This window comes from Phytohabitans kaempferiae (assembly GCF_042433955.1).
In the GTDB taxonomy this organism is placed as follows: Bacteria; Actinomycetota; Actinomycetes; order Mycobacteriales; family Micromonosporaceae; genus Phytohabitans; species Phytohabitans kaempferiae.
On sequence record NZ_JBHLUH010000046.1, the window covers coordinates 1 to 17118 of the forward strand.

Below are 17118 nucleotides of genomic sequence, written 5' to 3' on the forward strand. Positions count from 1 at the left end.
ACCAAGCCACAGACCGGAAATCATCACCAGTCACCCAGAAGTGACAAAGCACTACTAACGGCCTGCCAAGCCCGAATCTCGGTGGGACAGCGCGAATCGCGACATATCCGGACGCGGGAGGGGTATTTACGGTGGCTGTCAACCAAGGTTCCGTACAGGCAGCTCACCCGTGCACACTGTGGAGTGTGGACAAGGCGACGATTGAGCCGCCCTGGATCTTCCGGAGAGAGAACCAACTAAGATCGTTTTCTCTTCTGTCGTCGCTCACGGAATTCGGTTCTGGCACGGCAAACGTGGGCGTGGTAGCGCTCCGTGTGGTTAGTGGGGTTCGAGGATTCTGAGGCGGAGGAGGTCGAACTTGGCGCGGCCGTACATCGATCTCTTGATCGTCTTGATGCGATTAACGGCGCCTTCGACAGCGCCGGAGCTGTAGGGAAGGGTGAGGCCGGCGGTGACGGCGTCCAGGTCGCGCTGCAGTCCTTTGGTGAAGGTGTGCAGGGTGGGTAGGTCGTCGGCTTGGACGTCGGCGATCCATTGTGGAAGGTCGGCGCCGCCTAGGGTGCGGATCATGCGGGCGAAGCGGCTGACGTGTTCGCGCACGGCCGTGAGGGTGGTGCTGCGGGAGCAGATGGCAGCGAGGCGGGCGTGGTCGTCGGGGTTGAGTTTGGCCGGGTCCATCATGATCCATTTGGTTACCTGGCGTGGTTTGGGTGGTGCCGGCGGCTTGGAGGGCTGTTGCCCGTCGTTCGGCGTGAGCATGTAGGCGTCGTTGCTGGTGAGCGTGTTCAGTCATGAGAAGGCCCCGCCGGGCGGGCCCGGCGGGGCTTTGGTGGTCATGGTGTCGGGTTGGTGATCATTCTGTCGTTACTTCGGTCACGGCGGTGCGTGTGCTGCTCTCGTCGACGATGGCTTTGCCTTCGGTGAGGGCGGCGATGAGGGCTTGGTTGGCCAGGTTGTTGACCATGCGGGGGTAGCCGCGGCTGGTTTGGTGGATCAGGGTGATCGCGTCGTCGGAGAACAGGGTGTCGGTGCGGCCGGCCAGTTTGAGGTGGTGCTTGAGGTAGCTGGCGGTTTCTTCCAGGGCCATGCCGGTCATCTGGTAGCGGACGGCGATGCGTTGGTCGAGGGCGGCCAGTTCGCCGAACTTGATCCGCCGGCGCAGGGTGGGTTGCCCGATGAGTAGGCAGGCGAACGGGGATCGGGAGTCCATGTCGTGGTTGGTGAGCATTCGGACTGCCTCGAGCTGGGCGTGGGAGAGCAGGTGGGCTTCGTCGATGACCAGCACGGGGGTTCTGCCGCGTTCGGCGTGTTCGGTGGCTAGGGCGTCAGCGGCTTGGGGGATCAGCGCTGCGGTGTGGAAGCGGGGTGTCTGGCCGAGGGCGGTGACGATGGCGAAGTGGATGCCGCGGGCGCCGACGGCGGGGTTGCCGAGGTAGATGACGACGTGCCGGACCGGGTCGAGGCCGGCCAGCGCGGCGCGGACGGCGACGGTTTTGCCGGCGCCGACCTCGCCGGTGATCACGCCGAGGGCGTGTTCGGTGACGGTCCAGGTGATGCGGGCGACGGCTTCGGCGTGGGCGTTGTGCCGGTGCAGCATGCTCGGGGCCAGGTCCCGGCCGAACGGGAGCCGGGTGAAGCCCCAGTGGCCTTGGAGTTTCTGCAGCATCAGGCCTCATCGCCTTCCGCGCTGGCGTTGGTGAGGCGGGTCAGCAGGTCGGCTTTGGCGCGGTGGTAGGCGGCTTTCTCGGCGGGGTCGGCGTTGGTGCCGGCTTCGGTCAGGCGGCGAGCCCAGGCCAGCAGCTCGGCGATCTGGCCGGCGACAATACCGGATGGTGTGTCGGTCACCGGTCCACCTCCTTGCGGCCGGTGGCTGGGCGGCTGTCGTCGAACAGGGCGGCGTAGTTGATCCGCGATTCCAGGCGCTGGGTGTGGTCTTCGTCGATCAGGCGCAGGTAGTCGATCCCGGTCGCCGGCGGGGTGTCGGTGTCGGGGTGTTCGGGGCGGGCCTTGGGGTGCGAGTGCCGGCCGATGCGGAACGCCACTGCTTTGCCGTGGCTGCGGCCGCGGTGGCGGACCTCGATATCGGTGAGGTCGAACGGGTCTTATGCCGACCTGGATGTCATCCTGATGTTCGCCTCTTCGGGCAGGTCGAGGCCGGCGGAGGTTGGCATAACGCGGGCAGCGGATTTTGCGTCATGCTGGCACCAGTGAGGTTGTCGGATTTCGGTAGGTGGGCTTGTGAGCCCTCACGTCCGTCGCGAGATTCCGGCCAGCGGCCCGCTGGCTGATCGCATCGTGGGTTTCGCTGGGTGGCTGGCCGACTGCGGGTACGCGTCATCGTCGATACGGCACCACGTTTACCTGGCGGCGGAGCTGAACGCGTGGCTGGCCGGGCAAGATCTGTCCGTAAAGGACCTCACCGAGTCGGTGGCGACCCGCTTCTGGGAAGACCTTCGCGCCTCGGGGAGCTACCTGGTGAAGGGGACGTCGCCTGAACCGCTGCTCGGCTATCTGCGTGGCATCGGCGTGCTGCCGCAGCAGGCCGGCGGCCCCGTGGGCGCGGCGGGTGTCCTGCTGCTGGAATACGACCGGTATCTGCGCCTCGAGCGCCGGGCAGGCGAGGTGACGATCGCCCACTATCTGAGGTACGCCAATGAGTTCCTGGGCGTTGCGGGTGGGCTGCTGGACGGGCCGGAGTTCGACGCTCGCCTGGCGGCCCTGGACGGCGCACAGGTCCTGGATGTCGTGTCACGCCAGGTCGCCCGTCACCGGCTGCCCTCGCTCGGAGCGGCTCTGACGGGCGACCGGGCGTTCCTGCGGTTCCTGGAGTATGCGGGACACACGGCGCACCGGCTGGCCGCTGCGGTTCCGAGGGCCGCCCGCCAGCCGTCCCGGCTGCCTGCCCAGGTTGATCCCGCGACGGCGGCCGCGATCCTGGCCAGCTGCGATCGCGGCACCGAATGCGGATGCCGTGATCGCGCGGTCCTGCTTCTGCTGCACCGCTACGGCCTGCGGCCGGTCGAGGTGACCCGCTTGGAACTGCCGGACCTGCACTGGCGGGCCGGCGAGTTCGTCGTTCACGGCAAAGGCGGTCGTGTTGACGTCCTGCCCCTTCTCCGCGACGTCGGCGAGGCGATCGTGGAGTACCTGCAGATCCGCCGGCCCGCGCCTGCTGGCACCGCAGCGGTGTTCCTGTCCGCTCGCGCACCGGTGCAGCCGATGCGCAAGAACTCGATCGGCGCGCTGGTCGGGCGGGCCTGCGCCAGGGCCGGTGTTGCCAGGATCGGGCCGCGGGCGTTTCGGCACGCGGTCGGGCACGACATGCTCAACAGCGGCGCCTCGCTGGTGGAGATCCGGGACGTGCTGCGTCACCGTGATATCGAGACCACGAGCGCGTATACCCGGGCGGACGTCTCCGCGCTGCGACCACTGGCACGCCCCTGGCCAGGTGTCGGCAGGCAGCGGGCCGCGGAGACGGCCCCGTGACCCGGCCCGCGCCCGCCGCCACGCTCAGCGTCCTAGCCGAGCAGTACCTTGCGTTGCGCCGCCGCCTCGGCTTCGAGATGGACAAGCCGGGATTCCTGGTCCGCCGGTTCGCCGAGTACTGCGACCACGCCGGCATCACCCGCGTGACAAACCAGGCCGTCCTGGCCTGGATCGAGCTCGCGCAGCCCGTGGCCCCGTCCTACCGGTGGCTGCGGCTCAACGCGGCCCGCGGGTTCGCCATCTACCTGCACACCCTGGACCCCGCGCATCAGGTTCCGCCAGCGGACCTGGTGCCCTGCCGGCAAAGCCGGCCCGAGCCATGCATCGTGACCAGTGAGGCGATCCAGACGCTGATGGAAACGGCCGGACAGCTGAGGCCGCAACTGCACGCGGCCACCCTCCAGACCCTGACCGGGCTGATAGCGGCCACCGGGATGCGAACCTGCGAAGCCGTCCGCGCCGACGACGGCGACATCGACCCGGCCGAGGCCGCGATGACCCTGCACGGCAAGAACCGCAGGGACCGGCGGATACCGCTGCATCCCACCACCCTGGACGCGCTCGCTGACTACCGGCAACTCCGCGACCGGCTGATACCCGGCTATGCCGGGCCGAGTCTGCTGGTCAACACCCGCGGACACCGGCTGAACGCCGACCAGGTCCGCACGCACTTCACCCACCTGGTCGACCGGGCCGGCCTTGGCGACCTCTCGCCCCGCCCGACGCTGCGCGCCCTGCGCCACACCTTCGCCGTCACCACGCTGACCGGCTGGCTGAACGACGACATCGACACCCAGGCCAGCCTCCCGCTGTTGCAGGCCCACATGGGACACACCAAGCCGCGGCACACCTTCTACTACTTGCAAGCCGTCCCTGAACTACTCCAAGCCGCCAGCGATCACATGCTCCGGTCCGCAGTTCGCGAAGCCCGCCGTCAGCCCTCACCGCATGAGGAGACATGATGAGCGACCTGGCCCCGATCCTGCAGGGATTCTTCCGCGTCAAGCTGATCCAGCACAAAGACGCCAGCCCTCACACCATCGCCAGCTACCGCGACACCTGGCGGCTGCTGCTGCACTACGCCCAGCGGGCCACCGGCACGCCGCCGGAGAGGATGCGGCTCGCTCAGATCGACTACGACCTGATCACCGGCTTCCTGCACCACCTGGACACCGAGCGCGGCAACGCAGCATCCACCCGCAACAACCGCTTGGCCGCGATCCACTCGATGTTCCGCTACGCCGCCCTGCACGCGCCCGACGACGCCGAGGTGATCCAACGCGTGCTGGCCATCGAATCCGCCCGGACCGGCGACACCTCGATCCCCTGGCTCACTCCAGAGCAGACGGCCGCCATCCTGGCCGCCCCCGACCGCAGCACCTGGACAGGCCGCCGCGACCACACGATGATGATCGTCCTGCTGGCCACCGGCCTGCGCATCTCCGAGCTGCTCAGCCTCACCCGCGACGACGCGCGCATCCGGCCCACCGGCTCACACGTCCGCTGCGTGGGGAAAGGTCGCCACGAACGATCAACCCCGCTCGACCCCGCCAGCGCGGCTGAGCTCGGCGAATGGCTGGAGCACACCAGCGGTCAGCCCGCTGACCCGTTGTTCCCCGCTCGCGGGCGAACCACCCGGAACCTGACCCGTGACGGTTTCCAGGCCCGGCTGAACAAATACCAGAAAATTGCGGCGCAGGACCAACCGTCCTTGGCCGGGAAACACCTGTTCCCGCACCTGTTCCGCCACACCCGGGCCATGAACATGCGCATCGCCGGCCACGACGTCAGCATCATCGCCCTCTGGCTCGGGCACCAGGATGTGTCCTCAACGATGAAGTACCTTCACGCCGACCTGAAGCTCAAAGAGCGGGCCCTCGACCGCACCGCAGCCGCCGAACAGCAACAAGGCCGCTACCAGCCCAGCGACACCGTCCTTGACTTCCTCGACAGCCTCGCCGCCCGGTGACGCAAATCCGCTGCCCGCGTTATGCCAACCTCCGCCGGCCTCGACCTGCCCGAAGAGGCGAACATCAGGATGACATCCAGGTCGGCATAAGACCCGTTATCACGACCTCGTGATAACGGGTCGAAGACCAGCTCGACCTTGCGGCCGATGAGCAGCTCGTCGACCCGGTAGCGGTTGTTGTGCAGCGACACCACGGCGTTCTTGTTCACGGTGCGGTGCTCGGACCACAGGAACGCCTCCCGCAGCTGCGCCGGCGTCGGCAGAGGCAGCGGATCCGGAATGCCATCGCGCCAGCGTCGCAGCGGCGCCGCGCCGGTCTCGGAGTGAACGGCCGGGTGGTAGACGGTTTCGATCCACGCGGTGGCCAGCCGGTTGAGCTCGGCCAGGCCCTCAATCTTCGCCGCGACCTGGTCGGTGATCTCGACCAGGAACTGGTCCCGGACGGTGCGGAACCAGCGTTCGATCTTCCCTCTGCCTTCCGGCTGCCCGGGCCGGGAGTGGACCAGCTTGATGCCGAGGCTGGCGCAGGCACGTAGCAGCCAGGAGTCCACAAAGGATGATCCGTTGTCGACGTAGATCGACTCCGGGACACCGCGGGATGCCAGGGCCGGGCGCAGCGCCACCGCCAGGCGCACGGTGTCCTCGGCGAACCCGAACCGGGCTGCCATCACCGCCCTGGACCGGTCGTCCAGGAACGCGAACAGATACGTCTTGCGGCCGGCGATCACCGGCCCGTGGAGCACGTCGCCGACCCACAGTTCGTTGCACCGGTCGGCTTCGAACCGGCCAAACGCCGCCGGGCCGGCACCCGGCAGGTCCCGGTCGAGCTCCAGGTGCTTGAAATGGCGTTGCAGCGTGCGCTCCGACGGCGCCCACCCGGACTGCGCGCGCAGGATCCGCATCACCTGGGCGGCGGTGCGGTCCGGGTTCTCTCGTTTCAACCCGGCGGCCATCGCCAGGACCTCCGCCGGGGTGCGCGGCTGCACCCGCGCCGGGGTCGGCACCAACGCCTCGAACCCGCCGCGACGCCACCACCGACACCAGCGGTCGATGCTCTGCCTGGATACCCGCACCGGCTCGCCAAACGGCCCCTGGTGAACGCGTGCGGCCAGTTCCCGCACCAGCTTGCCGCGCTGACGCGTGGACAGGGCCGGGTCGATCACCTCCTGGATCAACTCGTAGCGGAACAAGCCCACCCGGCGGGCCCGTTCGGCCCGGCGCCGCAGCTCCACATCCGGATCAGTCAACTCCAACCTCCTCGACACGGTCGACAAAGCACCGCGTCGAGGCTGCTAGCCCTTGATCGACTTCACCAGAGGCGACTCGTGTTGATCAACTCCACAGTGGAGCCGGGTGCGAGCAACCCACCAGACGTGACCGCGCAAGCCACCTGCCACGGCGACAACCCGAACACCACCGATGCCCACCGGCGCACCACCGCCCCGGCCGCAGCCACGATCACCGCAACCGCATCAGCCAGCAGCGAACCCGCCGGCTCCGGCAGTCGCGGATCGGGATCCAACGCGCACAGCAACACCGTGAACGCCTCGCGCAATGGCCCCGCCCGACCAACGAACCGGCGAAGCCAGCCCCGTACCGTCGTCGCCGGCCGCCCCAGCCGCTCAGCAACCCGGCGATGCCCCCACCCCGCCGCCGCCCACACCAACGCCGCACCGATCACCGCCACCACGTCCGCCCGCCGCGCCAGCACACCAACCGGCAGCAACACGTGCGTCCCTCCGCAACCGGCACAACGCGCCCGGCGAGGCCGAAGCCGCCACCGAACCTCGCCCCCGCCCCGGATCACCCGGGCCCGCGCCCACCCCCACGGACCCAACTGGCCGCTGCACGCCGGGCACGCCAACCCGCCCCCAACCAGCCGCCGCTCGACCTCACCCGCGTCCTTGCCTACCGTGAGCATCGGTGCCTCCGCGCACCACACCGCGGCCCTCCCGGACGCTCCGCCAAGAGAAGACCGGGAGGGCCGCTGGCCTACCAGACCCGCTCACGTTGGCGTCGCACACGAAAAAGGGCAACCCCACCAGGGCCACCCACAACCCGCTCACGCCGAACGACGCGCTCCTACCCCCACGTGTTCACGCCGAGCGGCGGGCAACAAGGGCTTGTCGGGTCGGGATGGGCGTAGGTAGCGGCGTAGGGTCTGGATGCTGCCGCGGTATCCGCGTTGGCGGATCTCTTCCAGCAGTGTGGCGGTGTCGGTGTGGCTGTCGTGGTAGCGCTGTTGCAGGTAGGGCTTGAACGGGTCCAGGACGCTGTCGCGGCGGGTGCCGGCGAGTAGGTCCTCGACGTGGGTGGCGTTGGCGAACCGGCGCACGGTCTGGATGTCCAGGCCGAGCCTGCGGCTGATTTCGGCTCGTGAGCAGCCGTCGGCCAGCAGTTGCTGGACGGCTTTGTAGCGTTCCCGGGTGCGGGTGACCAGCCGTATCTCGGTATCCGACTCCGGTGTGGCCGGCACCGCCGGCGCGGTGGGTGGCGGGTCGGGTGTGATCGGGTCGGGTTCGGCGAGGTGTCGGCGGTGCGTGATGACGGTGTTCAGTACGGCTTCGCCGAGATTCATCCAGAGGTGGAACCGGTCGGCGACCTGGATCGCGTCCGGTGCCCCAATCCGGACGCCGTCCGCGTACGCGCCAGCACGGTCACGACACACGATGTGCGCGCCGGGATGCTCACGCAGCCAGGCGGCGAGCGTGTCCGCGGTGCGGTCTGGCAGCACATCGACCGGCTGGTGGGTGTCCATGTCTATCAGCACCGTGGCGTAGACCTGACCACGCCTCAGGGCGAAGTCGTCCACTCCGAGCACCCGAGGCGCTACCGTCGGCGAGGTTGGCGGGGTGGCACGCAGCAGCCGCAGCAGGGTGCTGCGGCTGGCCGGGATCGCGAACTTGGCCGCGAGTCTGGCCCCGGCACGTCCGGCCAGCGCGACACTGATGTGTCGCAGCATCGCCCGTAGCGGCGAGCTGCGCCGGCCACGCGGCACGGTCAGCTCGGGTACCTGCTCGGCGAACGTCCGCTTCGAACAGGCCGCGTTCAGGCAGTTGAACCGCCGTACCTGCAACAGGATCCACACCGGTGTTGCGCCCAGCGGAGTGTCCGCCAGCCGCCGTCGGTATCGCTCACGCACCGACCTCGAGACCACCTGGCAGGCAGGGCAGGCCGCCTCGTCAGTATCAACTTTGGCGTGGATATGCACCGCGTCGGGCCGGTCCTCGACCCGCTCGACACGCACCTGGCGCAGGTGACGCGGCAACACGCCGACCGGTTGCTGATCTTGCACCGCGACATGATCCCGGCCAGCGCTCTCCAGGTAAAGCGTTGCTGCTCAACGCCTCCAAGCGAACAGCAACCGATCAAACTCCATCATAGACAGATGCCCGCTGCTCACACGACCACACCCACGCTGCGCCCACGTTTGCTGTGCCAGAACCGAATTACGTGAGCGTCAGACCGCTACAGGTGGGGAATTACGTGAGCGCCGACACTCTTCTGGAGGTAAAGGGGAATGGTGATGGCGAGGCAGCGCAGGTCGTTCACGCCGGAGTACAAGGAGCAGATCGCTCGGATGGTGGTGGAGGAGTCTCGGGCGATTCCGTCGGCGGCGCGGGAGATCGGCGTGAACGAGCAGACGTTGCGTAACTGGGTGAACGCGTACCGGCAGGCACACGCCGGCGAGGAGCCGCCGTTGACGATTTCGGAGCGGGCCCGGCTGCGGGAGTTGGAGAAGGAAGTTCGGGAGCTCAGGCTGGAGCGGGAGTTCTTGGGAAAAGCCGCGGCGTTCTTCGCCAGCGAGTATCGGTAGAAGCTCGGTACGAGCTGATCGACGCGGAGAAACGCGCTCTCGGGTTGGACGGCCGGCCCAAGTACGCCGTCGTGCAAATGTGCAAGTGGTTGGGGGTTTCCAGTTCCGGATATTACGAGTGGCGGTGTCGGCCGCAATCGGCGACTGCGGCACGCCGGGAGAAGCTGAAGCAGTTGGTCGTGGAGATTTTCGAGCTGTCGGACGAGACGTACGGTTACCGGCGGATCCATGCCGCGCTGCTGCGGTCCGGTCACGCCTGCTCCGCGGAGCTGGTCCGTGCCCTGGTGGGTGAGCTGGGCCTGGTGCCGTGCCAGCCGCGGCCCTGGCGGTACAGCTTGACCGATCAGGACCCGGCGGCCGGGTCGATCCCGGATCTGCTGCACCGGGACTTCACCGCGTCTGCGCCGGGCGAGAAGATGGTCGGTGATATCACGTACATTCCGACCTGGGAGGGTTGGGTATTCCTCGCCACGGTGATCGACTGCTACACGAAAGCGGTGATCGGCTGGGCGATGTCCGACAACTACAAAACTCCGCTGATCAGCGCTGCGATCCGCATGGCTGTCCGTAATCACGATATCAGGGAAGGCGCGATATTCCACTCCGACCGTGGCAGCAACTACACGTCCGCCGAATTCGGCAAGGTCCTCCGTAAGCATGGGATCCGGCAATCCGTCGGGCGCACCGGAACTTGTTACGATAACGCGATGGCCGAGTCGTTCTTCGCGGCACTCAAGAACGAGCGGGTGAACCGCACGCAGTACCCGACCAGGAAACGCGCCATGGAGGATGTTGCGCGATACATAGAAGTCCGATACAATTCCCGACGTCTCCACTCGGGTCTCGGCTATAAGACTCCCAACGAGGTCTACAGCGAGTACCTGAACGGGCAGCGTGCGGCGTAATTTCGACCACTAAACGTTTGTCCGGAATTTTCGGGGCGGATCAGATCGGCAAATTTCGGATCACGAGGGAGTACCGCGTGGTCGTGGTAGCCATGCGGGTCTACCTGGTCTCGATCGTCCCGCTCGGCCTTCTGCTCGGGCTCACCACCGTTGGGGCGTTGCCCTCCGACGCGGTCAAGTTCGCCGTGTTCCCGCTCCTGGCCATAGCGCTGGCGTTCGCCGTGGCGTATCGGCTCCAGTATCCCTACGTCCGGAAGTCCTTCAACGACGCCAGCCGCCGCGGGGACGGATACCAGATCGGCTATCAGGGGACCTACTACAAACTGCTCCTCCTCGACGCCCTCACCGGCTTCAGAGCCAGCCGGCGCTGAAGCCGGCAGATGCTGGTAGTAGCAGGTGACCCGCCGGTCAACGCGCTGGTAGGTGAACCACACGGCCCCCGTGTCGGTGGCGGACTTCGACCCGGTGAACATACGCTGGTACTCCTGCGCCACGCCGATCGCGACGACCTGGGACCGGCCGGTAGCCGCGGCCTTGCCCATCAGCGGCATCACCTGGTCGATCTTGCGTTCCCGCCACCGGCTGTCCGCCAGCAGACCCCGGCGGGTCTCCTCTGTGGGGTGGTAGGGCGGGCGCAGCGGTTTGCGGCTGTCGTTTCCCATCGAGGGATTGTGCTCATGTCGCGGCACTCCGCTGGACGCCGAGCTCATGGCCTTTCCCACGCCCGAGCGGTCGCCAAGAGCAGGTCGTCGCGGGCGCCAGCCACCACCCTCGGCACGATCCTGTTCGTGTCCGCGGCTGGGACCAAGGCAGAGAAAAGTCGACCGGCCGGACACGCCCGCGCCTATTTCGCCAACGCGTTTCGCCAACGCGACCTGTGGCTGCTCACGGCGACCTCGGGCCTAACCCCGAACGCCATCGCCTACGCATGCGCCGAGGTCAGCATCCTGGCCGGTGTAGTCCAGGCGCGCGCCGGCGCGGTCAGCGGCCTCCTCCTCGCGCTATGGGCCGGGGGCAGCGTCACCGGCTGACTGCTATCCGGCTCGCGCGCCTGGTCCGGACCGAGCCGCCAGCAGTTGGTGCTCATCGAGACGGCGGTGACACTGCTGTCGGTGTCGGTCCTGAGATTTTCCGGCTGGGGCTGATCCGTTGGGGTCGTTGGCGGCGACATTGAGGGTATGAGCGCGAACGCTGAGGACAGTGATGCGGATCTGCTGCGCGCTGTCGCGGACGGTGATGAGGGGGCGTTGCGGTTGCTGTTCGACCGGCACGCGCCCTGGCTCGCCGCCAGGCTGCGGCGGCGGTGCCCAGATCCCGACGCGGTCGACGATGTTTTGCAGGACACGTTCGTCGCGGTGTGGAAGGGCGCGAAGCGGTGGCGCGGCGACGGAGAGGCCGGGGCGTGGCTGTGGGGTATCGCGGCGCGCCGGTTGATCTCCCGGCTGCGCCGGTGTGGACCCACCAGCCCACCTGCGTGTCCGAGACCGGATCGTGCTGGCGGCGGACGACCGCCTCCGCATACTCCGGCGTCCGTAGCAGGTCCGGCACCAGCACCGGGCCATAGCAACTGACCCTCTGTGCTGTCGACTCCAGCCACAGGTAGTCCAACGTGGACACGTCGAGGTCCGGGCCGGCGAAGTCGTCCTGCCACCGCGGCAACCGAAACACGGACCGCGCCAACGCCAAGAGATGATCACGCTCGACCCGGTCGTACACCCCGTACATATCCAGCAACGCGGCCACCAGGTCGAACTGGAACACCCGCCGCCCAAGCTCGAAAGCGGCCAGGTCGGCGAACTCCGCCCTCAGATAGCTGGCGGTATACCTGAGCGTCAGGCCACGGTCCTCACGCAACTCGCGTAACCGGCCGCCCAGCCACCGCGACCGCAGCGACGACTCATCCCGATCACGACGCGACGGCATGAGAGCCTCCATGTTGGACCACCGCGACCAGACGCGCCGAGTTGGTCCCTCCAAAGGGAAGCCGACCGTTCTGCCGCGAACTCCGGCGTACGCCGCCAGCCGCCATCACGACGGCGGCCGTGCCGACTGCCCCTGCTGGCCGTGACCTCGCGCCTATGCGATCGTCGGTTCGGCAACCCTGGCGACCGCTGGACGACAGCTTGCCGAGGACAAGGGCGTTCCCTGCATGTCGGACACCCACTGGTTCGTGTAGGTCAGCCAGTGAACGGCCTGCGACGCTGAGACCGCGCCAACCGCGCGCCAGAGGGGGCTGGTGCCGGGCGACGTGAGCCTGGCCGATCGCCGCCAACGACGCAGCACTCACGCGCTTAGTCGGTGTCATATGACTAGTCTTACCGCTGAGACTAGATCCAGACAAGTTGTCTGACGAGATTTTCGTGAAGCGCCTCGCGGCGGGTGTGGCATGCTGTCCGCCGTGACGAATGGGCCGACCCTGCGCAGACGTCGCCTTGCCCGTGAGCTGAGCCGTCTCCGTGAGGCCGCCGGCCTCACGATCGAGGCGGCCGCGGACGGTGCCGGCATATCCATGTCGCACCTGTCTCGGGTGGAACGTGCACAGGTCGCTGTCCGGGTACCCGTGGTCAAGGCACTGCTGCACACATACCGCGCCGACGCGGGGACCGCGGCCTACCTGGTGGACGTGGCAAAGGATGCGGCCAGCCGAGGGTGGTGGCATCGATACGCGCGTAGCATCCCCGAGGAGTACGCCACCTACATCGGCTTCGAGGCGGACGCGGACCGGATCTGGAACTTTGAGCTGGTCTCCATCCCCGGCTTGCTTCAGACCGAGGAGTACACACGGGCTGTTCTTCGCGGCGGCGCCGCCCGCCTCGCGGACGAGGAGATAGACCGCCGGGTCGAGGTCCGACTGCAGAGGCAAGCCCTGTTGACCCGCCCAGACCCGCCGACGCTCTGGGTTGTTCTCGACGAGGCGACCATCCGGCGGGAGGTCGGCGGCCGGCAGGTCATGGCAGACCAACTTGGCCGGCTCGCGGATGTAGCGGCTCTGCCGCACATCGACATCCAGATACTGCCGTTCGGCATCGGCGCCCATCCAGGCACGCCAGGCTCGTTTGTCGTCCTGCGATTCGCGGATACGGCAGACTCAGACGTGGTCTACATCGAGACCATGGCCGGTGATCTCTATCCTGAAAGCGACGCGGACATCGCCAGCGCCGTCATGACGTTCGACCGGCTCCGCGCCATGGCGCTCAGTCCTGACGACTCAGCGACGCTGATCCGCGGCGTGGCGAAGGAGCTTTCGAGATGATCGACTTCAGCAGAGCCGTATGGCGCAAGAGCACCAGAACCCAGCAGAGCGGCCAATGCGTCGAGATAGCGGCCGTAGATCAGGTGATCGGCGTACGCGATTCGAAGGACCCCACCGGCCCGGTCCTTGTCTTCACCCGGCCGGCGTTCGCCGCCTTCCTCCAAGCAGCAGCAGGCGGCGAGTTCGAGGTGGGTTGACCCGCCGCCTCACCGGCGGGGCGGCATCCGACCGCTAGCGACTGCCGAAGTCGCCGTCCTTCGCGCCGTCCACGAAGGCCCGCCACTGTGAACGGGTGAAGACCAGGACAGGACCGGTCGGATCCTTGGAGTCGCGTACCCCGACCACCTCGGCGAGCGGCGCGAACTCCACGCAGTCGCCGTTCATGCTCTGGGAACTCTTACGCCAGACAGCGCTGGACAGGTCGTACATCCCGCCTCCGTTCGTCACTGAGCGGTACGGATCGAGCGTCCCACGTGTCCGACGCTCTGACTAGTCCCCAATCTCGACTAGGATCGAGTGCTGAGGCGGCGTACAGGGACGGCGATGCTAATGACCATGGATGATCTGACCCAGCTCCTGCGACAGATCGAACGGTCCGCGTTCCGGCTGGAGACGCGCAGCGAGTACAACGCGGCCAGCGAGGCCGCGCTGTTCCACGCCTTCTTCGAAGGACACGAACTGCCACCGCGAAACCCGGAGACCGATCCCTGGCTACGGATGACCGCCGACAGCGTCAACGCAGGGCGAAGCTGGCGCCGCGTGCACGTAATTGAGCGGCCCCTGTCGCGCTACCTACAGTTCGAGCTGATCGGATACCTGGGCAACCTGCTCGCCGGCGAGGACGTCCGGATCGCCAGCCGCGACGGCCGGCCCGGACCGCTCCACAAGCTGAACCAGGACTTCTGGATGCTCGACGACGACGTCTTCGTCATGCACTACGACCAGGGCAACCGACTCGTCGACATCGAACCCGCAACAAACGCCGCCACCTTCCGCGAGCAGCGAGACCTGGCCCTGGCCCACTCCATCCCGCTCGCCGACTACCTCCCAACCGTCCGCGACGAACTGCTTAGATCATCCTGGTGAGCGCCCCCGACCGTCGCGAACTGGCGACCCGACTGCGAGACCTGCGCAAGGCCGCCGGTCTGTCCACCACGCAGCTCGCGGCCCAGCTCGGCTGGTCGCAGTCCAAAGTATCCAAGATCGAGAACGGGCGCACCAAGCCAGCGGTCGCCGACGTCAACGCCTGGCTCACCGCAGTCGACGCACCAGCCAGCCAGCGGCCCGAGTTGCTCGACATGGCCGAGTCGATCCAGGTCGCCTCGATCATCTGGGACCGCACCCTCGGCGGCGGAAGAGCAGCCCATCAACGCGAGATCGGCCTGCTCCGCGACCAAGCCACCGAGGTGCGCGTCTTCCAGAACGGTGTGGTGCCTGGGTTGCTCCAGACCGCGGCGTACGCACGCGCCGTCCTCAACCTGGCCGACATCTTCCAACTCGGCGATACCACCCGCGCTGCCGCCGCACGGATCGACCGACAAGCCGTCCTCTACGAGGAAGGCCGACGGTTCCAGTTCGTCATCACCGAAGCCGCACTGCGCTTCCGACCCGGTGACGTTGGCATGCTCGTCGCCCAGTACGACAAGATCCTGTCGACCTGCACACTCCCCACTATCGACCTGGCAATCCTCCCAACCGGAACACTGTCCTCAACGGTCCACGCCCACCCGTTTGTCATCTACAGCCTCCCCGAGAACTCGACCGTCGTCACGATCGAGACGTACACACGCGAGCTGACACTGACGGATCAGGAGGAGGTTGGTTCGTACGAACGTGTGTACCGCAATCTCCAGACCGACGCGATCCAAGGTGCCGAGGCACAGCGGTTCCTCGTTTCGCTTCGTGATAAGGCCGCAGCCAGCATGGCCGCCGGTCCCAAGGATCGATCGATCTGAACAAGCTTCGCCGCCGCCTTCCTAGCGCACCAAACCAAGTCAGGCCCGCTGCCGCCGGGATCATCCCCGCGTGCGCGGGGAGCACGCCAACACCGTGCTCACGATCACGCAGAAGCTGGGACCATCCCCGCGTGCGCGGGGAGCACTGGCGCGCCAAGGGCCACGCCCGCGGCCCATGGGACCATCCCCGCGTGCGCGGGGAGCACCCGAAGCCGAGTTGTCCAATGTGTATCGCGGCAGGACCATCCCTGCGTGCGCGGGGAGCACTCGACCGGTGTGCCGGAAAAGAGGGCGAGGTACGGACCATCCCCGCGTGCGCGGGGAGCACTGAGACCCGTTGATCCGGCCGACTGTCCATTCGGGACCATCCCCGCGTGCGCGGGGAGCACGCCAGGAGCTGACCAATCCCGGATACGGACAGGGGACCATCCCCGCGTGCGCGGGGAGCACACGTACTCGCCCGGCACCACGAAGCCGGCACCGGGACCATCCCCGCGTGCGCGGGGAGCACGTCGAGGCGGGCCTGGGTGCGCTCGTCGGCCGGGGACCATCCCCGCGTGCGCGGGGAGCACGCTTGCCGCGCTGGAACGCCTCCACCGTCTCGGGGACCATCCCCGCGTGCGCGGGGAGCACTGCAGGGTCGCTGCCTGCTCGGCCATCGTCGTGGGACCATCCCCGCGTGCGCGGGGAGCACGGCGGTGCCCACCGTCGTCCACGACACCCCGTCGGACCATCCCCGCGTGCGCGGGGAGCACACATCTCGACGCTCGCCGGCCTCACGGTGGAAGGGACCATCCCCGCGTGCGCGGGGAGCACTTCTACAACGCGGCCGTCGCGAACGGGGACCTGGGACCATCCCCGCGTGCGCGGGGAGCACTCTCCTTCAACGCGGCCAGCAGCATGAGCCGGAGGACCATCCCCGCGTGCGCGGGGAGCACATCCTCTCGCGTTCTTCGATCTCACGGTCTTTCGGACCATCCCCGCGTGCGCGGGGAGCACCTTGCACTGGCCGAGGAGGACGGCACGATGGAGGGACCATCCCCGCGTGCGCGGGGAGCACGCCCTCGGACGCGTCGAGCACGGCCGGGCGCGTGGGACCATCCCCGCGTGCGCGGGGAGCACAGCCTGGCCCGGCAGATCGGTGGCCGTGTGGCCGGACCATCCCCGCGTGCGCGGGGAGCACGCCACCTACCCCGCCGTGGACTGGCAGCAGCTCGGACCATCCCCGCGTGCGCGGGGAGCACCCTACGATCCACTCCACGCGCGTCGGACCAGTGGGACCATCCCCGCGTGCGCGGGGAGCACGGCGCGGTGCTCTGGGTGGCGCTGCTGGTCGTGGGGACCATCCCCGCGTGCGCGGGGAGCACGGGTTCCCCGGCCCGGCGGACCACTCGCGCACGGGACCATCCCCGCGTGCGCGGGGAGCACGGGACACCTACGGAGCGGGCATCCAAAAGCGCAGGACCATCCCCGCGTGCGCGGGGAGCACCTCGCCACCCTCGTCGGCGCCGCCCTCCTCGGCGGACCATCCCCGCGTGCGCGGGGAGCACGACCTGTTCGACGCGCTCGGCCGCGGGCGAGCTGGACCATCCCCGCGTGCGCGGGGAGCACTTGAGCCGGATCTCCCAGTCCACATCGGACCCAGGACCATCCCCGCGTGCGCGGGGAGCACCTGCTCCCCAACCCTGTCGACCGGGGTAGCTGGGGACCATCCCCGCGTGCGCGGGGAGCAC

The 17118-nt window shown here is 68.0% G+C and carries 19 protein-coding genes, 1 pseudogene and 1 CRISPR repeat array (1 of these 21 only partly in view); of the genes and pseudogenes, 10 read left to right on the forward strand and 10 right to left on the reverse strand.

The window, feature by feature from the left end; all coding sequences use genetic code 11:
* Nucleotides 1–318: 318 nt before the first annotated feature.
* The 4 genes from ACFFIA_RS22300 to ACFFIA_RS22315 all read right to left on the reverse strand — a co-directional run bounded on the left by ACFFIA_RS22300 (nt 319) and on the right by ACFFIA_RS22315 (nt 2042).
* Nucleotides 319–759 carry a transposase gene (locus ACFFIA_RS22300; RefSeq protein ID WP_377253559.1) on the reverse strand — a complete coding sequence of 147 codons (441 nt, stop codon included), beginning with the start codon at nt 757–759 and terminating at the stop codon, nt 319–321.
* Between the two features lie 94 nt (nt 760–853).
* On the reverse strand, nt 854–1666 hold the full coding sequence (locus ACFFIA_RS22305; RefSeq protein ID WP_377253560.1) for an ExeA family protein: 813 nt from the start codon (nt 1664–1666) through the stop codon (nt 854–856).
* Nucleotides 1666–1845 carry a hypothetical protein gene (locus ACFFIA_RS22310; RefSeq protein ID WP_377253561.1) on the reverse strand — a complete coding sequence of 60 codons (180 nt, stop codon included), beginning with the start codon at nt 1843–1845 and terminating at the stop codon, nt 1666–1668. The genes ACFFIA_RS22305 and ACFFIA_RS22310 overlap by 1 nt, the downstream gene beginning before the upstream one ends.
* Entirely contained in the window at nt 1842–2042 is a 201-nt protein-coding gene (locus ACFFIA_RS22315) for a hypothetical protein (protein WP_377253562.1), read from the reverse strand. Before ACFFIA_RS22315 ends, ACFFIA_RS22310 begins: the two co-directional genes overlap by 4 nt.
* 196 nt (nt 2043–2238) lie before the next feature.
* Between ACFFIA_RS22315 and ACFFIA_RS22320 the strand changes: the two genes are divergently transcribed.
* From ACFFIA_RS22320 to ACFFIA_RS22330, 3 genes are read left to right on the forward strand one after another with little or no spacing between them, the layout of a single operon-like run.
* Complete coding sequence (locus ACFFIA_RS22320; protein WP_377253563.1) at nt 2239–3486, forward strand: tyrosine-type recombinase/integrase; 1248 nt, start codon at nt 2239–2241, stop codon at nt 3484–3486.
* Nucleotides 3483–4448 carry a tyrosine-type recombinase/integrase gene (locus ACFFIA_RS22325; RefSeq protein ID WP_377253564.1) on the forward strand — a complete coding sequence of 322 codons (966 nt, stop codon included), beginning with the start codon at nt 3483–3485 and terminating at the stop codon, nt 4446–4448. Before ACFFIA_RS22320 ends, ACFFIA_RS22325 begins: the two co-directional genes overlap by 4 nt.
* Entirely contained in the window at nt 4448–5455 is a 1008-nt protein-coding gene (locus ACFFIA_RS22330) for a tyrosine-type recombinase/integrase (RefSeq protein WP_377253565.1), read from the forward strand. The genes ACFFIA_RS22325 and ACFFIA_RS22330 overlap by 1 nt, the downstream gene beginning before the upstream one ends.
* Here the strand turns inward: ACFFIA_RS22330 and ACFFIA_RS22335 are convergent.
* The 3 genes from ACFFIA_RS22335 to ACFFIA_RS22345 form a co-directional block, all read right to left on the reverse strand.
* A complete protein-coding gene (locus ACFFIA_RS22335; RefSeq protein ID WP_377253566.1) occupies nt 5401–6702 on the reverse strand; it encodes a DDE-type integrase/transposase/recombinase in 1302 nt (433 codons plus the stop codon). The two genes, ACFFIA_RS22330 and ACFFIA_RS22335, sit on opposite strands and share 55 nt — an antisense overlap.
* A 62-nt stretch (nt 6703–6764) precedes the next feature.
* Nucleotides 6765–7184: a helix-turn-helix domain-containing protein gene (locus tag ACFFIA_RS22340; protein ID WP_377253567.1), complete on the reverse strand. Its 420-nt coding sequence runs from the start codon at nt 7182–7184 to the stop codon at nt 6765–6767.
* A gap of 333 nt (nt 7185–7517) precedes the next feature.
* Entirely contained in the window at nt 7518–8750 is a 1233-nt protein-coding gene (locus ACFFIA_RS22345; RefSeq protein ID WP_377253568.1) for an ISL3 family transposase, read from the reverse strand.
* Nucleotides 8751–8981: 231 nt separating this feature from the next.
* On the opposite strand from ACFFIA_RS22345, the gene ACFFIA_RS22350 reads away from it, so the two are divergent.
* Nucleotides 8982–10177 (forward strand): IS3 family transposase gene (locus ACFFIA_RS22350; protein WP_377253569.1). Its coding sequence is split into 2 segments (ribosomal slippage): nt 8982–9234 and nt 9234–10177, totalling 1197 coding nucleotides; the frame shifts between segments, so codons are not numbered across the junction.
* On the opposite strand, the gene ACFFIA_RS22355 is transcribed toward ACFFIA_RS22350, so the two are convergent.
* Nucleotides 10141–10839 (reverse strand): hypothetical protein, encoded by a 699-nt coding sequence (locus tag ACFFIA_RS22355; protein WP_377253570.1) that lies wholly within the window; start codon nt 10837–10839, stop codon nt 10141–10143. The two genes, ACFFIA_RS22350 and ACFFIA_RS22355, sit on opposite strands and share 37 nt — an antisense overlap.
* A 126-nt stretch (nt 10840–10965) precedes the next feature.
* On the opposite strand from ACFFIA_RS22355, the gene ACFFIA_RS22360 reads away from it, so the two are divergent.
* Nucleotides 10966–11208: a hypothetical protein gene (locus ACFFIA_RS22360; protein ID WP_377253571.1), complete on the forward strand. Its 243-nt coding sequence runs from the start codon at nt 10966–10968 to the stop codon at nt 11206–11208.
* A 147-nt stretch (nt 11209–11355) separates the two neighbouring features.
* The gene (locus ACFFIA_RS22365) at nt 11356–11748 is read left to right on the forward strand and encodes an RNA polymerase sigma factor (protein WP_377253572.1); all 393 of its coding nucleotides are present in this window, start codon (nt 11356–11358) and stop codon (nt 11746–11748) included.
* Here the strand turns inward: ACFFIA_RS22365 and ACFFIA_RS22370 are convergent.
* Nucleotides 11642–12112 (reverse strand): annotated as a pseudogene (locus tag ACFFIA_RS22370) (helix-turn-helix domain-containing protein); the annotation flags it as partial. The gene ACFFIA_RS22365 and the pseudogene ACFFIA_RS22370 sit on opposite strands and share 107 nt — an antisense overlap.
* Nucleotides 12113–12575: 463 nt before the next feature.
* Between ACFFIA_RS22370 and ACFFIA_RS22375 the strand changes: the two are divergent.
* Entirely contained in the window at nt 12576–13430 is an 855-nt protein-coding gene (locus ACFFIA_RS22375) for a helix-turn-helix domain-containing protein (RefSeq protein ID WP_377253573.1), read from the forward strand.
* Nucleotides 13427–13627, forward strand: a complete 201-nt coding sequence (locus ACFFIA_RS22380; protein WP_377253574.1) for a DUF397 domain-containing protein — start codon at nt 13427–13429, stop codon at nt 13625–13627. Before ACFFIA_RS22375 ends, ACFFIA_RS22380 begins: the two co-directional genes overlap by 4 nt.
* A 34-nt stretch (nt 13628–13661) precedes the next feature.
* Here ACFFIA_RS22380 and ACFFIA_RS22385 read toward each other — a convergent pair whose 3' ends face one another.
* Entirely contained in the window at nt 13662–13859 is a 198-nt protein-coding gene (locus ACFFIA_RS22385; RefSeq protein ID WP_377253575.1) for a DUF397 domain-containing protein, read from the reverse strand.
* Nucleotides 13860–13985: 126 nt separating this feature from the next.
* Here ACFFIA_RS22385 and ACFFIA_RS22390 point away from each other — a divergent pair, with 126 nt between their 5' ends.
* Together ACFFIA_RS22390 and ACFFIA_RS22395 are read left to right on the forward strand one after the other, a co-directional pair.
* Nucleotides 13986–14516: a DUF6879 family protein gene (locus ACFFIA_RS22390; protein ID WP_377253576.1), complete on the forward strand. Its 531-nt coding sequence runs from the start codon at nt 13986–13988 to the stop codon at nt 14514–14516.
* A complete protein-coding gene (locus ACFFIA_RS22395) occupies nt 14513–15385 on the forward strand; it encodes a helix-turn-helix domain-containing protein (protein ID WP_377253577.1) in 873 nt (290 codons plus the stop codon). The genes ACFFIA_RS22390 and ACFFIA_RS22395 overlap by 4 nt, the downstream gene beginning before the upstream one ends.
* A gap of 57 nt (nt 15386–15442) precedes the next feature.
* A CRISPR array of direct repeats spans nt 15443–17118; the repeat unit is 28 nt; unit sequence GGACCATCCCCGCGTGCGCGGGGAGCAC (it continues 1405 nt past the right edge of the window).

Excerpts from the sequence above, each read along its gene's own strand:
- ACFFIA_RS22300 (WP_377253559.1), bottom strand. The coding sequence starts at position 759 with ATGCTCACGCCGAACGACGGGCAACAGCCCTCCAAGCCGCCGGCACCA.
- ACFFIA_RS22305 (WP_377253560.1), bottom strand. The coding sequence starts at position 1,666 with ATGCTGCAGAAACTCCAAGGCCACTGGGGCTTCACCCGGCTCCCGTTC.
- ACFFIA_RS22330 (WP_377253565.1), top strand. The coding sequence starts at position 4,448 with ATGAGCGACCTGGCCCCGATCCTGCAGGGATTCTTCCGCGTCAAGCTG.
- ACFFIA_RS22355 (WP_377253570.1), bottom strand. The coding sequence starts at position 10,839 with ATGGGAAACGACAGCCGCAAACCGCTGCGCCCGCCCTACCACCCCACA.
- ACFFIA_RS22365 (WP_377253572.1), top strand. The coding sequence starts at position 11,356 with ATGAGCGCGAACGCTGAGGACAGTGATGCGGATCTGCTGCGCGCTGTC.
- ACFFIA_RS22380 (WP_377253574.1), top strand. The coding sequence starts at position 13,427 with ATGATCGACTTCAGCAGAGCCGTATGGCGCAAGAGCACCAGAACCCAG.
- ACFFIA_RS22385 (WP_377253575.1), bottom strand. The coding sequence starts at position 13,859 with ATGTACGACCTGTCCAGCGCTGTCTGGCGTAAGAGTTCCCAGAGCATG.
- ACFFIA_RS22390 (WP_377253576.1), top strand. The coding sequence starts at position 13,986 with ATGGATGATCTGACCCAGCTCCTGCGACAGATCGAACGGTCCGCGTTC.